Below are 13645 nucleotides of genomic sequence, written 5' to 3'. Positions count from 1 at the left end.
ACGCGCAATGCAATGAATAGAATGGCGATATTGCCTTCGACAATACCGCCATGAACCGGTCTGAACTGCCCGATCTCAAGCTGCTTCAGCTTTTCGACCTCCTGTATGACCTGCGCAGCGTGACACGCGCGGCAGAGCAGCTTGGACAGAGTCAGCCCACGGTCAGCATCTGGCTGGGCCGTCTGCGCGAGCATTTGCAAGACCCATTGTTCGTCCGCACGCCGGGCGGCATGACGCCGACGCCTCAGGCGGACGCGCTGATCGGACCGTGCCGGGAAATTCTGGAATCGATTCGCCGGTTCTCCGCATGGGAAATTTCATTCGATCCGACCACGGCAAAGCGCCGCTTCCGTATCTGCATGACCGATGCGAGTCACATTACGCTGCTGCCAAGGATGCTGGCGCACGTGCGCTCGCATGCACCGGGCATTCGGCTGGAAGCCGCAAGAATCGATGGAAACACGGAGCGCGCGCTCGAATCCGGCGAGGCCGATTTGGCGATAGGACATGTGCCTTGGCTCGGCAGCGGCATGTATCAACAACAACTCTATATGCAGGATTGGGTCTGTCTCGCCAATCCTGATCATCCGCGAGTGCGTGCGAGGCTCAGCACAAAGCAGTACGGTAGCGAGGGGCACGTGATCATCGCCGCCGGGACGGGCGCGCAATTGCTCGAGCAGGCGCTATTGCGCGAGAACATAGAACGCGACGTCGTGCTCGAGCTTCCGGGCATGCTCGGGCTTGGGTCGATCATCAAGTCCACTGACCTGATCGCCACGTTGCCGCGAAACATCGGGGAAACGCTGGCGAGAGTGAACGGCCTCTCGGTCCATTCGTGTCCTTTCCCTGTCGACAGATTCGCAGTGCGGCAGCACTGGCATGCGAAGTACCATCACGAGGCAGGGAATCGCTGGTTGCGATCCGTTGTGGCCGACCTGTTCTCGACCAGAAGCTAGTGTCGCGAGCCGCACACGACGTGGCGTGCGGTGTTCGGGCAGCCGCCGCTTTGCAAAAAGGCAGGCGGCGGGTGATAGAAGGCATTCCCTTAGGGAATGGGCGGCGGGTCGGATTGATTTTTGATCAGCGTTGACAAGCAAAAATTCGGCGCTTTAGACTTAGTCATCCCACGTGGCCTGACAAAGATGTCCGCCCGAGGACCCGGCACAGAAGCCCCCTGACGAACCAGCGGTTCGTCAGGGGGCTTTTTTTTGTCCGCGTTTTTCCCCTTGTTCTAGCGCTCACTTCTGGAGAATCCGCATGTTGCTGAAGCCGTCGGGCTGGACGCGTCTCGCCCTCACCGCAGGACTTGCACTCACTTCGCTCGCATCGAGCGCCGCTGATCCCGTGAAAATCGGCCTGCTCGAAGATGCCTCAGGAAACTTCGCACTGGCGACCATTCCGAAGATTCACGCGACGCAGCTGGCAGTCGATGAGATCAACGCCAAGGGCGGCATTCTCGGACGTCCCGTATCGCTGATCGCCTACGATACGCAGTCCGACAACACGAAGTTCCAGGAACTCGCGCGGCGTCTCGTTCAGACGGACAAGCCGGACGTGATCTTCGGCGCCTTCTCGAGCGCCTCGCGCGAAGCGATCCGGCCGATCATGGACCGCGCGCATCAGCTTTATTGGTACGACAACCAGTACGAAGGCGGCGTATGCGATACCAACACCTTCGTGACGGGCGCCGTCCCCGAACAGCAATTCTCGACCCTGATCCCCTGGATGATGCAGAAATACGGCAAGAAGGTGTACACCATCGCCGCCGACTACAACTTCGGGCAAATCTCGGCGGAGTGGGTGCGCAACATCGTCAAGGAGAACGGCGGCACCATGGCCGGAGAAGAATTCATTCCGCTCTCCGTATCGCAATTCGGACAGACGATCCAGAACATTCAGAAGGCGAAGCCTGACTTCGTGGTCACGTTGCTGGTCGGCGCGAATCAGGCGTCGTATTACGAGCAGCAGGCTTCGGCGCACCTGAACCTGCCGATGGCGAGTTCCGTGAACGTCGGTCAGGCGTATGAGCACAAGCGTTTTAAACCGCCTGCATTGAAGGACATGTATGTGACGGCGAACTATGTCGAAGAAGTCGATACACCGGCGAGCAACGACTTCAAGAAGCGCTTCCACGCAAAATTCCCGAACGAGCCGTACATCAATCAGGAAGCCGCGAACGCTTACGACGCCATCTATCTCTACAAGGCCGCCGCTGAAAAAGCGAAGACGACCAATCAGGATGCGGTGCGCAAGGCGCTCGAAAGCGGCATCTGCACCGAAGGCGCGCAGGGCAAGGTCTGCATCGATCCGAAGAGCCATCACGCAAGCCACACGATCTACCTGGTGCACGTGAAGGAAGATCATTCCGTCGAGATCCCGAAGGTCTGGGACGATGTGCAACCGTACTGGCTCGGCAAAGTGGGCTGCGATCTGCCCAACAAGCCGGATCATCGCCAGTACACGCCGTCGAACCTGCCCAAGAAGTCCTGATCCGGGTCCGCGCGCTCGCTGAACGCCGCGAGCGCGCGGTTGCCCTCGAACGTGGAGCATGCATGGCCACCTTTTCGGTTCTCTATTCGCTGATCTATCAGTTCGGCGACAGCTTCGCCTATCTGGTGCTCGCGGCGCTCGGTCTCGCGGTGATCTTCGGCATGATGGGCGTCATCAATCTCGCGCATGGCGAGTTCATCATGTGCGGCGCGTACGTCACGATCATCACGGCCAAGCGCGGTGTGCCGCTGCCGCTCGCGATGCTGCTCGGCGCGGTCGCGGCGGCGCTTGCGGGTGTCGTGATCGAACGGCTCGTCATCCGTCATCTGTATAACCGCCTGTTCGATTCCGTCGTCGCCACCTGGGCGATCAGCCTCATCGTGCAGCAGACGATGCTGCTCGTCGCCGGACCCTCGATAGAGGGCATCGGCACGCCGTTCGGATCGTTCTCGCTCGGCGACTACTCTTTCTCGACGTATCGCGCGGTGCTGCCGGTCATCGCGCTGGCGATTCTGTTCGGCCTCTATCTGCTGTTCTTCAAGACGAACTACGGCGTCTGCGCGCGTGCGACGATCCAGAACGCAAACATCGCGCAGTGCCTCGGATTGCGCACGGACCGGCTCTATACGTTGACCTTCGCCCTCGGCGCGGGACTGGCCGGGCTGACCGGCGCGCTCTATGCCCCCACCATGACGGCGGTCCCGACGATGGGCAGCAACTTCATCGTGCAGGCGTTCGTGTCGGTAGTCGTCGGGGGCGCGAACGTGATCGCGGGAACGACGCCCGCAGCCGCGGTGCTCGCCGTCATCCAGACCGGGCTCACGGCGTCGTACGGCCAGTTGTTCGGGCAGATCGGCTTGCTGGTGACGGTCATCGTCGTCATTCGGCTGATGCCGCAAGGCCTCGGCAATCTATTTTCCCGCTCGCGCTAGGAGGCAGACGTGAATCAAACGAATGTGTCCCCTAACGGCGCTGCCGCGCGTGCGCTGCATTGGGCGCCCTGGCTCGTGGCGCTCGGCCTGCCGCTCGTCGTCGATGCGAACACCAGCGGCAACCTCGCATACTGCCTGCTGTGGGCGTTCGGCGCAGTGGGGCTCGCCGCGATGTGGGGTTATGGCGGCATCCTGTCGTTCGGGCAGACCGCCTTCTTCGGCCTCGCGGGTTATAGCTACGGCATCTTCACGCTCAACTACGGCGATGCCTGGTTCGATTCATGGCTCGGTCTCGCTGCGGGGCTGGCCGTGAGCGTCGTGGTGGCGGCGCTGATCGGCTACATGATCTTCTATGGCCGGATCAAGGGCGTGTTCATCGGCATCGTCACGCTGTCGGTGACGCTCGTGCTCGAAACGTTCATGTCGCAGACGGCAGGACCGCAGTGGGCCATCGGCGAGGCGCGGCTGAACGGCTACAACGGCATGGGCGGCATGCCGCCGCTGACGATTCCCTGGCCGGGCGGACCGCTCACGCTAGAGAACGCGAGCTTCTATTACCTCGTGCTGATTCTGTTGCTTGTGGTGTACGTTGTGATGCGCAGGCTGCTCGACGGCCCCTTCGGCCTGACGCTCATCGCCATTCGCGAGAACCCGCAACGCGCGGAGATGCTGGGCGTCGACATCCGCCGTCATCAGTTGCTCGTGTTCGTGCTGGGCTGCACGCTCGGCGGCCTGTCGGGCGCGCTGTACACCATCTGGGGTTCCTACATCACGCCGTCGACGATGGGCCTCACGTCTGCCGCGATGCCCGTCATCTGGGTGGCGACGTCGGGCCGCAAAAGCATCGGCGGGACGATGATCGGCACGGCCTTGCTCGTCTGGCTCTCGCAGAATCTCGCGGTGTACGGCAGCCAGTACGCGCTGATCCTGCTCGGCGCAATTCTTCTGATCGTCGTGCTCGCGGCGCCGGAAGGCCTGCTGCCGTTCGTCACGCGGCATCTGCGACGGGTTCATCGCGGGGCGAACGAAGGCGCGCATCGAGGCGGCGCATGTCTCAAGCGAGAGGAGGGCAAGTCATGACCACGCTGCTCGAAACGCGCGGACTGAAGAAGCATTTCGGAGGCGCGCATGTCATCAACGGCATCGACTTCAGGATTGATGCAGGCGAGATTCGCTGCGTGATCGGCCCCAACGGTGCGGGCAAGAGCACGTTCTTCAAGCTCATCACGGGGGAACATCGGCCGTCGGAGGGCAGCGTGATGTTCCTCGGCCAGGACATGAGTCATGTGCTGCCGCACGAACGCATCCGTATGGGCATGAGCATCAAGTTCCAGATTCCGGGCGTGTTTCCGGATTTGAGCGTGCGCCAGCATCTGCAACTGTCGCTGCATCGCGCGAAGGACGATCGCCCCGAAAGCCTCGACGAGCTGTTGCATCGATTCAATCTGGAAGACGAAGCGCCGGTGCTCGCGCGCAATCTCTCGCACGGCAAGAAGCAATGGCTCGAGATCGCGATGGCCGTTTCTCTTCGTCCGAAGCTGCTCTTTCTCGATGAACCGGTGGCGGGCATGTCGGTCGAGGAAACGCATGCGACCGGCGAACTCATCAAGCGTCTTTCGGCGGCCGGTCTCACGATGATGGTCGTCGAGCACGACATGACCTTCGTCAAGCAGATCGCGTCGCGGGTGACGGTGCTGCATGGCGGAAGCCTGCTCGCCGACGGCCCGCTCGACGAGATCCTCGCACGCGACGATGTCGCCGAAGTCTATCTGGGGAAAAAGAAATGAGCGCGTTGCTTCAGGTGTCGGGCGTGGAAGCGGGTTACGGCGGCGGACGCGTCCTCAACGGCGTGTCGTTCGACGTCGAGCGCGGCGAAGTGCTCGCGCTGATCGGACGCAACGGCGTCGGCAAGACAACACTGATGCGCGCGTTGATCGGCCTCGTCGGCCTCGATGCGGGCAGCATCGAACTCGAAGGCGATCCGATCGGCCACGAGAAGCCCTATGTGCGCGCACAGAAGGGCATGGGCTACGTGCCTCAGGGCCGCGAGATCTTCGGCGCATTGACGGTCGCCGAGAACCTTCAGGTCGGCGCGCAGGCGAATCGCGCGCAGGCGGCGCAAATGAGGGATAAGGTGGTCGGCTACTTTCCCATTCTGAAAAAGCGCTACGAGCAGAAGGCGGGAACGATGAGCGGCGGCGAACAGCAGCAGCTTGCCATCGCGCGGGCGCTGATCAGCTCGCCCAAAGTGCTGCTGCTCGACGAGCCGTCCGAAGGCATTCAGCCTTCCATCGTCGATCTGATCGGCGAGACGCTGCAGCACATCGCCCGCGAGACCGGCATCGGCGTGGTGCTGGTCGAACAGGACATGGGGATGGTCGAGCGCATCGCGACGCGCTGCTGCGTGATGGACAAGGGCCGTATCGTCGACACGCTGACCCCGGCGCAACTCGCCGACGAACAACTGATTCGCCAGTATCTGGCACTGTGACGGAGAACGGAAAGATGAAATGGCTCGAAGACTCGATCATGATGAAGCGCGGCGTCGGCGCCGGTCGTGAACCCGTGGAACATCATCTCACCGAGGAGATGCAGAAGACCTATCACTACACCATCGGTCCGTACTCGCAGCCGGTGCTGCACGTGAAGCCGGGCGACCGTGTCGTGGTGGAAACACGCGACGCCTTCGAAGGCAAGATCAGGGAAGAGACGGACAAGCCCTCCGAAGTTTTGCAGGTGCCGTTCCTGAATCCGCAGAACGGGCCGATCATGATCGAAGGCGCGGAGAAGGGCGATGTGGTCGCTGTCTACATCGAAAAGATGGCGCCGCGCGGCGACGATCCGCATGGCTTCTGCTGCATGATCCCGAACTTCGGCGGACTGACGGGCACGGACTACACCGCGCTTCTCAACGAGCCGTTGCCCGAAGTGGTGCGGAAGATCAAGATCGACGAGGAAAACGTCTACTGGAGCAAACGCAACACGCTGCCGTACAAGCCGCATATCGGCACACTGAGTCTTTCGCCCGAGATCGATTCCATCAACTCGCTCACGCCCGACAATCACGGCGGCAACATGGACGTGCCCGACATGGGGCCGGGCAGCATCACGTATCTGCCGGTGCGCTCGCCCGGCGGGCGGCTTTTCATCGGCGACGCGCACGCCTGTCAGGGCGACGGCGAAGTCTGCGGAACGGCCGTCGAGTATCAGAGCACGACGACCGTGCGCGTCGATCTCATCAAGCAGTGGCGCATCGACTGGCCGCGGCTCGAGAACGAAGATGCGCTGATGAGCATCGGCAGCGCGCGGCCCCTGGAAGACGCGACGCGCATCGCCTATCGCGAACTGGTGCTGTGGATGGCCGCGGAGTACGGCTTCGACAAGTGGGACGCCTACATGATGCTGAGTCAGGTCGGCAAGGTCCGCCTCGGCAATTTTGTCGATCCAAAATACACCGTTGGCGCGATGGTCGCGAAGCATTACCTGAAGTAACGCACCGGCCGACAAGAAGCGAAGACAGTACAACCCGCGGGGCGTCCGCTCCCCGCGCATTCGAGAGCGTGTTACCCATGGCTTTGTCCGATCCCATCCGAGTGGGTCTGCTTTGCTCGACGAGCGGCTCGACCGCCTTGCTCGAGCAGTCTCAATGGCGCGGTGCGCAACTCGCCATCGCGGAGATCAATGCGCGCGGCGGCATCGGCGGCCGCGAGCTGGTCGCGATTCACTACGATCCCGCCTCGGACCCCGCCGCGTTTCGCGAGCTGGCCGAGCGTCTGATCGTCAAGGATGGCGTGAACACCATCTTCGGGGGATACACGTCGACTAGCCGGAAGGCGATGCTGCCTGTCGTCGAGAAGCACAACCGGCTTCTGGTTTACGGGCAGATGTACGAAGGCTTCGAGTATTCGGACAACATCATCTACAGCGGCGCGTCGCCGAACCAGAACGGCGTACAGCTCGCGGACTTCATGACCGAGACTTTCGGCGCCCGCGTGTACTTCGTCGGTTCGAGCTATGTGTATCCGTACGAATGCAATCGCACCATGCAGGAGTTGCTGCTTCAGCATCCCGAAGGCGCGATCCTCGGCGAACGCTATCTTGCGCTCGACGCCACGCGCGAGCAATTCGAGCAAGTGGTCGCGGATATTCGCCGCAAGTCGCCGGACTGGATCTTCAGCACGGTCATCGGTGCGACCGTGCCTTATCTCTACGATGCCTTCGCTCACGCGGACCTCGATCCGTCGGGCATGCCGATCGGCAGCCTCAATACATCGGAGACGGAGATTCACGCGATGCAGCGCGGCATCGCGGCGGGGCACTACACGGCAGCGCCTTACTTCCAGAGCCTCGACACGCCAGAGAATCACCGCGCGGTCGCGCATCATCAGTCGCGCTTCGGTTCCGACACCCCGACGGACATGAACTGGGAGGCTGCGTACTATCAAGTGCACATGTTCGCTGAAGCATTCGCACGCGCGGGCTCGGACGAGATCCGCACCATCATGCCGCAGCTCCTTGGCTCAGAGTTCGCCGCGCCGCAGGGCCGCGTGCGTATCGACCCCGTCAATCATCATATGGCGCTTTATCCGCGCATCGGCCGCGCCAATGCGGACGGACAATTCACGATCCTGCGCGAATCGAAGTTCGCCGTCGGCCCCGACCCGTACATGACGCGTCAGACGCTCGGCGACTGGGTCACGAAGTTGAGCACGCGAGACTACTGACGTGAGCGCGCGCACGGACAGAGGCCAGCGAAGCCTCACGAGCTCCATCCTCGAGCGCAATGCGCGGGTGGTCGTCTTTCATCCGGACGACGACGACGGGCTGACGCTCACCAATCACCTGAGACGCATGGGTTTCGACGTCGAGCGATGCTGGCCGCCGACGGACACGCTGCCCGAGAAAACCGATCTCGTGTTCCGCGCATTGCTGCCCGAGGAACGGGCGCCGAAGGGCGAATGGTCCGGGCCGGATGCGCCGCCCGTCATTTGCGTGGTGGCCTACGAGAATCCGACTTTCATCGATCAGGCCATCAAGATGGGCTCCGACGGCATCGTCACGACGCCGATCCGCGCATCCGGGCTGCTGTCCACGGTGGTGATGGCGCTCTATCACGCGAAGCGCGCCCGCCAGCACGTGCAGCGCATCGCGAAACTCGAACAGAAGCTGCTCGACAGCCGGCACTTGCAGGAAGCCAAGAACATTTTGATGACGATGCATCGCGTGAGCGAGCGCGAAGCGTATGACATGTTGCGCGCGCAGGCGATGGAAAAGCGCGTGACCATCGACGATATCTGTCACTCGGTCATCCAGGCGGGGGAAGTACTGCAGATTGCACGCGGCATGCCGCCGGAGGATGGCCGCGAGAAGGGATGAGCGCCGCCGCGCGGCCGCGTTTTCGAATCATCGACATACAACGGAGCAACGGACATGGACCTGCAACTGAAGGGCTTGAAGGCGATCGTGACCGGCGGAACGAAGGGCATCGGCCTCGCGATCGCGCGGACACTGGCGGCAGAAGGCGCGGACGTGGCCATCTGCGCACGCGACGAAGCGGCTGTCCGGTCGACCGCGAGCGCACTGGCGCAATTGAGCGGCGCGCGGGCGTCGGGTGAGCGCGTCGATGTCTCGGATGGCGCTGCGTTGAAGGCGTGGGTCGGGCGCGTCGGGGCGGAGTGGGGCGGGCTGGATATCGTCGTGGCCAACGTCAGCGCGCTCGCGATCGGCAACGACATCGAATCGTGGCGCAAGGAGTTCGAAACGGATCTGCTCGGCACGGTCAATCTCGTCGATGCCGCCATGCCGTATCTCACATCGAGCAAGGCCGCTTCCATCGTCGCGATCTCCAGCGTCTCGGGCCGCGAGATCGACTTCGCGGCCGGACCTTATGGCGTATTCAAGGCGGCGCTCGTGCATTACATGCAGGGGCTCGCGAATCAACTGGCGTCGAAGGGCATTCGCGCGAACACGGTCTCGCCGGGCAACGTGTATTTCGAAGGCGGCGTGTGGGACTGGATCGAGCACAACGATGCGGCGCTGTTCGAACGGGCGCTGGCATTGAACCCGACGGGCCGCATGGGCACGCCGCAGGAGATCGCCAATGCGGTGGCCTTCGTCGCGAGTCCGGCGGCGAGCTTCGTGAGCGGCGCGAACATCGTCGTCGATGGTGCGCTCACGCGCGGCGTACAGCTTTGAGGAACAGGTCAACTCGACAAGGGGCATCGAATGAATACTGGCAGTGCAATGGACATCGATCTCGCGGAACTCACGGTCGAAGCCGTGCAGGAAGGCTTTCGGACCGGCAGCTTCACGGCGGAGCAATTGGCGCGCGCGTGCTTCGAGCGGATCGAGCGCTACAACGCGAAGTACAACGCGCTGATCTTCTTGAATCCGGCCGCCATCGACGATGCGCGCAGGATCGACGAGCGGCGCGCAGCCGGTGAAACGCTGGGGCCGCTCGCGGGCGTGCCGGTCGTCATCAAGGATCCGATGGACATGGTCGGCTTCCCGACCACTGCGGGATGGGCGAAGCTGTACAGCAAGACAGGCGGCGTCGATTTGATGCCCGAGCGCGATGCGCCGGTCGTCGCACGGATGCGGCGGGCGGGCGCGATCCTGCTCGGCAAGACGAACGTTCCCATCCTGAGCCATACCGGTTCGCACGCGAACGACAGTTGGGCGGGTCCCACGATCAACGTCGCGATGCCGGACCGCGTGCCGGGCGGCAGCAGCGCGGGGACGGCCTCGGCGGTGGCAGCAGGCATGGCCGTGCTCGGACTCGCGGAAGAGACGGGCGGCTCGATTCAGAACCCCGCATCGGCGCAGGATCTGGTCGGCATCAAGCCGACGATAGGGCTGGTGCCGAACGCGGGTGTGGTGCCGTTGTCGGCCAATCGCGATGTCGTCGGACCGATCGCCCGCAACGTGCGCGATGCCGCGCTATGCCTCGACGCGCTGGCAGGCTATACGAGCGAAGATCCCAAGACGCTCGCGAGCGTCGGCCGGCAACCGGAAGGCGGCTATGCGGCCGCGCTGGACCGCAACGCACTGAACGGCAAGCGCATCGGCCTGTATGGCCCGGGGTGGCGCGCACAGCCGCTCTCCGATGAAGCGGCGGCGCTCTATGAGCGCGTCAAAGGCGAACTGATCGCGCTCGGTGCGACGCTCGTCGACGATCCGTTCGAGGGGTCGGGATTTGCCGAACTGCGCGAGCCGACTCCGCCTTTGAAGAATTTCGATGCGCGCGGTCTCGAATCCATTCCTTACGATCTCGAGAAGTACCTTCAGCGGCTCGGCAAGCACGCTGCGCTCAAGACCTTTGCCGAGTTCGCCGAGGCAACACGGGACGAAGACGCATTCGCACCGCAAGGCGTGCTGCGCTACATGCATAGCTTGCGGGACTTCGGGGCGGCGCTTGCCAATCCGTCGCTGCCGCCGGAGATGCCCGAGTTCGTGGAACTGAAAGCGCGCTATCTGCGAATCTTCGAGCAGGTGTTCGATGAGCAGCGGCTCGATGCGCTGGTCTTTCCGCAGATGCGGTGCGAGCTTCCGCCGCTGCACGGCAACGACACGATCCAGGAGACGACGGTAGGCGAGATCAACATCGCGGGGCTGCCAGGCATCGCGGTGCCGGCGGGATATTACGAGTCGGGAGCGCCGTTCGGACTGATCTTCGTGGGCCGGCAGTGGGATGAAGCGGCCTTGCTCGGGTTGGCTTTCGCGTATGAAAGTGGCGCTGGCAGGCGGAAGGCGCCGGCGCTGGATTGAATTTCGTGTGGCACTCGGGGGCTCGTCTCGGAGCAAGTCGTATGTAGACGAGCGGGCCCGACGTACGCGGGTTGCGGCACGCGACGCGACGCGCTCGGCCGCTCGCCGACGCATTCGCCGTTCTTCGACGAAGCGACGCGAGCGCGATGAGGATGTCGAGATGGGCAGGAAGAAGCAACTGGTGGACGTTCTCTGCGCCGCCGACGTCTAACATGAGGCGTCGGCGCGCCGGGCTGGCGTCGTCCCCGGCGCCTGCTTGAACATGATTTCGATGGCGGCACAAGGACAGAAGCTGGTCTCGTCGTAACGCTGGCTTCGTGCTTCGGTTCGGTGTTAAGAGTGACGCGGGCAAGCGATGGCAAGTCAGGCGTTATTCGATGTCAAGGCGAGGTTGTGGGGAGGCGTTGGCGCGGTCGGAGATTTACAGCCGCATGGGCACATCGCGTAGTTGACATAACGCAAATTAGCGATAATTTTTGTTGTTAGAGCTTTTTAGTAATGTCCGGATTGGGCTCATTAGAAATGTCCGCTTTTGGCCAAGTTCAAACGTCGCGCTCGCCGAACGCAATGGTAACGCCAAGGCCGGCAAACGCATCGCCGGCCCGAGGCACCTCAGCCTAAGCCTTCCTCCAAGGCCCAGCCGGCGCACGCACCGTGATAACCGGCTGCGGCGCTGGCGCATACGTCTCCTTGCAGACGCTCTCGCACAACGCAATCACTCGCGCAGAACTCGCTGGATTGAACAGCGAATGATCGATATCGCCGAAGGTCATCACACGCACGCTCTTGTAACGCGCGAGCCGCGTGCCGAGCTTGCCGCAATGTGCCGCAAGCACATCCAGACCCGCGTCATAGCTCCCATAGACAAGCACCGTTTTCACCCCTTTAGCGTCCAGCGCCCGGGCGATGCTTTGAGGCGTCGTCGCCTGTTCCGGCGGCGTATGACTCAGACTGTCGAGCCTGAATGCATCAGCGATACGCGAACGCGCACGCGTCGTCACATAGTTGCCGATAAAGCCAAGCACGCGCAAAAGGTTCTTGTCGCCGCGCAGGATCGCTTTCCATTTATCGAGTTCGAACATCGACGCTGCATAACCGGCCATTGAGTTGCGCGTCGATTCACGCATCGCTTCAGCAGTCTTGTTTTCTGGCTGCTTGAACGTGGGGATATTCACTGCGACCACGCCGGTGATAGCCGTTTCGATCACCGCGGCTTTGAGCGCGTGATAGCCGCCGGAGCAAATGCCGAACGAAACGATCGACTTGTAGCCCTGGCGCGATAACCATCGTGCTGCAGCAGCCGTGTCTTGCGTCGCTACCGGGTTATATATGCGTTGATACGGCGTGTCCGATTGCTCGATACCCGGCACAGCGGGACTGTCGCCACGGCCACGCGCATCGAAACGCAATGAAGCGATGCCGCGTCTTGCCAGGTCCCGCGCAATACGCACGGACAATCTACTGTCGCCGACTCGCGAGCTCGACGATGTATTCGCAAGCAAGTACACCGAGTTGCGCGACGCTGCCAGGCGCGGCTCACACAGAATGCCAAAGATGCCCTCCTCGCCGATGCAAACCGGCCGCTCGATCGCTTCGGGCGTTTCAATGCGCAAGTCCTCTTCAGGCCACGGCGAAAATGCCTTGACCGGTTGGCGAGGCTGATCCTCCGCGATCCATTCGACCACTTTGGCAAACGCCGCATGAGGTGTCACCGTGAACGCGGATTCCTGAATGAAGCCCGTCATGTCATCGAAGACTTGCGACTGTGCATCGACGCCCGCTTGGACGAGCGCATCGCGCAGCGGATCTTTCGAGCCGATCCGTCCGTGCATCAGCAACGCGCGGCGCGCCGGTGCAACGCCCGCGCGCTTGACGCTCGCCGGCAGATCGATGGATTCGAGCGAACGCTTGAGATCGTCGCCGTACGCCTGACCGAGCACATTGAGCGGTCCGTCCTGCGGCTGTATTTCACGAAGCGGCGCAGCGAGCTGGTCGAGCCACGTCTTGCGCGTCACGCTCAGTTCACGCATGTAAGTGCGTCCGCTGACGACAGGCGCAAGCAGCACGAGATCATCGACGGGACGCTTTAGCGCCGCCTCCACCGCGAACGCGGTGCCGACGCGAAAGCCGCATAGCGTGACGTGCTCGATGCCCGTTTGCGCCTTGAGAAAATCGACGGCGGCGCCGATATCGTCGATCGAGGATTCATACTGTCCGGGCGCTGCATCTTCACCGCTCGAGTCTCCGGTGCCGCGATAGTCGAAACGCAACACCCAAACGCCACGCGCTGCGAGCGCTTCCGCAAGCACACGCATGCCGCTATAGGTCCATACATATTCGTGGCCGTATGTATTGCACAGCACCACGCCGCGCTTGCTGGCCCCCGCATGCAGCCATCCGAAACGACTGCCGAATACCACCGGTTTCATTGTTATGTCCTCGTCTCTGGCGGCGTA

The 13645-nt window shown here is 62.5% G+C and carries 12 protein-coding genes; 11 read left to right on the top strand and 1 reads right to left on the bottom strand.

What is annotated here, in order from left to right; all coding sequences use genetic code 11:
• Positions 1-50: 50 nt before the first annotated feature.
• From BG57_RS13205 to BG57_RS13155, 11 genes are all read left to right on the top strand, one after another.
• Positions 51-956 (top strand): LysR family transcriptional regulator, encoded by a 906-nt coding sequence (locus BG57_RS13205; protein WP_035963724.1) that lies wholly within the window; start codon positions 51-53, stop codon positions 954-956.
• 301 nt (positions 957-1257) lie between these two features.
• The gene (locus BG57_RS13200) at positions 1258-2490 is read left to right on the top strand and encodes an urea ABC transporter substrate-binding protein (protein WP_035963722.1); all 1233 of its coding nucleotides are present in this window, start codon (positions 1258-1260) and stop codon (positions 2488-2490) included.
• Between the two features lie 62 nt (positions 2491-2552).
• Positions 2553-3422: an ABC transporter permease subunit gene (locus tag BG57_RS13195; protein WP_035963720.1), complete on the top strand. Its 870-nt coding sequence runs from the start codon at positions 2553-2555 to the stop codon at positions 3420-3422.
• Between the two features lie 9 nt (positions 3423-3431).
• Positions 3432-4502: an ABC transporter permease subunit gene (locus BG57_RS13190; RefSeq protein ID WP_035963718.1), complete on the top strand. Its 1071-nt coding sequence runs from the start codon at positions 3432-3434 to the stop codon at positions 4500-4502.
• Positions 4499-5209, top strand: coding sequence for an ABC transporter ATP-binding protein (locus tag BG57_RS13185; protein WP_035963716.1), 711 nt, complete (start codon positions 4499-4501; stop codon positions 5207-5209). The genes BG57_RS13190 and BG57_RS13185 overlap by 4 nt, the downstream gene beginning before the upstream one ends.
• A complete protein-coding gene (locus tag BG57_RS13180) occupies positions 5206-5913 on the top strand; it encodes an ABC transporter ATP-binding protein (protein ID WP_035963714.1) in 708 nt (235 codons plus the stop codon). Before BG57_RS13185 ends, BG57_RS13180 begins: the two co-directional genes overlap by 4 nt.
• 14 nt (positions 5914-5927) lie before the next feature.
• Positions 5928-6914, top strand: a complete 987-nt coding sequence (locus BG57_RS13175) for an acetamidase/formamidase family protein (protein WP_035963975.1) — start codon at positions 5928-5930, stop codon at positions 6912-6914.
• Positions 6915-6991: 77 nt separating this feature from the next.
• Positions 6992-8146: a transporter substrate-binding domain-containing protein gene (locus tag BG57_RS13170; protein WP_035963712.1), complete on the top strand. Its 1155-nt coding sequence runs from the start codon at positions 6992-6994 to the stop codon at positions 8144-8146.
• 1 nt (position 8147) lies between these two features.
• Complete coding sequence (locus tag BG57_RS13165) at positions 8148-8798, top strand: ANTAR domain-containing response regulator (RefSeq protein WP_035963711.1); 651 nt, start codon at positions 8148-8150, stop codon at positions 8796-8798.
• A 54-nt stretch (positions 8799-8852) separates the two neighbouring features.
• Positions 8853-9617 carry an SDR family NAD(P)-dependent oxidoreductase gene (locus tag BG57_RS13160; protein ID WP_035963709.1) on the top strand — a complete coding sequence of 255 codons (765 nt, stop codon included), beginning with the start codon at positions 8853-8855 and terminating at the stop codon, positions 9615-9617.
• A 30-nt stretch (positions 9618-9647) separates the two neighbouring features.
• A complete protein-coding gene (locus BG57_RS13155) occupies positions 9648-11189 on the top strand; it encodes an amidase (protein WP_035963707.1) in 1542 nt (513 codons plus the stop codon).
• A gap of 617 nt (positions 11190-11806) precedes the next feature.
• Here the strand turns inward: BG57_RS13155 and BG57_RS13150 are convergent.
• A complete protein-coding gene (locus tag BG57_RS13150; RefSeq protein ID WP_035963705.1) occupies positions 11807-13618 on the bottom strand; it encodes an alpha/beta hydrolase in 1812 nt (603 codons plus the stop codon).
• Positions 13619-13645 lie beyond the last annotated feature (27 nt).

Source organism: Caballeronia grimmiae (genome assembly GCF_000698555.1).
Taxonomy (GTDB): domain Bacteria; phylum Pseudomonadota; class Gammaproteobacteria; order Burkholderiales; family Burkholderiaceae; genus Caballeronia; species Caballeronia grimmiae.
The sequence above is the reverse complement of the archived record's forward strand: the minus strand, read 5'-3'. Positions and strand labels throughout refer to the sequence as shown.

Bases quoted from the DNA above. Each gene is read 5' to 3' on its own strand.
- BG57_RS13205 (WP_035963724.1), top strand. From the start codon at position 51: ATGAACCGGTCTGAACTGCCCGATCTCAAGCTGCTTCAGCTTTTCGAC.
- BG57_RS13200 (WP_035963722.1), top strand. From the start codon at position 1,258: ATGTTGCTGAAGCCGTCGGGCTGGACGCGTCTCGCCCTCACCGCAGGA.
- BG57_RS13195 (WP_035963720.1), top strand. From the start codon at position 2,553: ATGGCCACCTTTTCGGTTCTCTATTCGCTGATCTATCAGTTCGGCGAC.
- BG57_RS13185 (WP_035963716.1), top strand. From the start codon at position 4,499: ATGACCACGCTGCTCGAAACGCGCGGACTGAAGAAGCATTTCGGAGGC.
- BG57_RS13180 (WP_035963714.1), top strand. From the start codon at position 5,206: ATGAGCGCGTTGCTTCAGGTGTCGGGCGTGGAAGCGGGTTACGGCGGC.
- BG57_RS13175 (WP_035963975.1), top strand. From the start codon at position 5,928: ATGAAATGGCTCGAAGACTCGATCATGATGAAGCGCGGCGTCGGCGCC.
- BG57_RS13170 (WP_035963712.1), top strand. From the start codon at position 6,992: ATGGCTTTGTCCGATCCCATCCGAGTGGGTCTGCTTTGCTCGACGAGC.
- BG57_RS13160 (WP_035963709.1), top strand. From the start codon at position 8,853: ATGGACCTGCAACTGAAGGGCTTGAAGGCGATCGTGACCGGCGGAACG.
- BG57_RS13155 (WP_035963707.1), top strand. From the start codon at position 9,648: ATGAATACTGGCAGTGCAATGGACATCGATCTCGCGGAACTCACGGTC.
- BG57_RS13150 (WP_035963705.1), bottom strand. From the start codon at position 13,618: ATGAAACCGGTGGTATTCGGCAGTCGTTTCGGATGGCTGCATGCGGGG.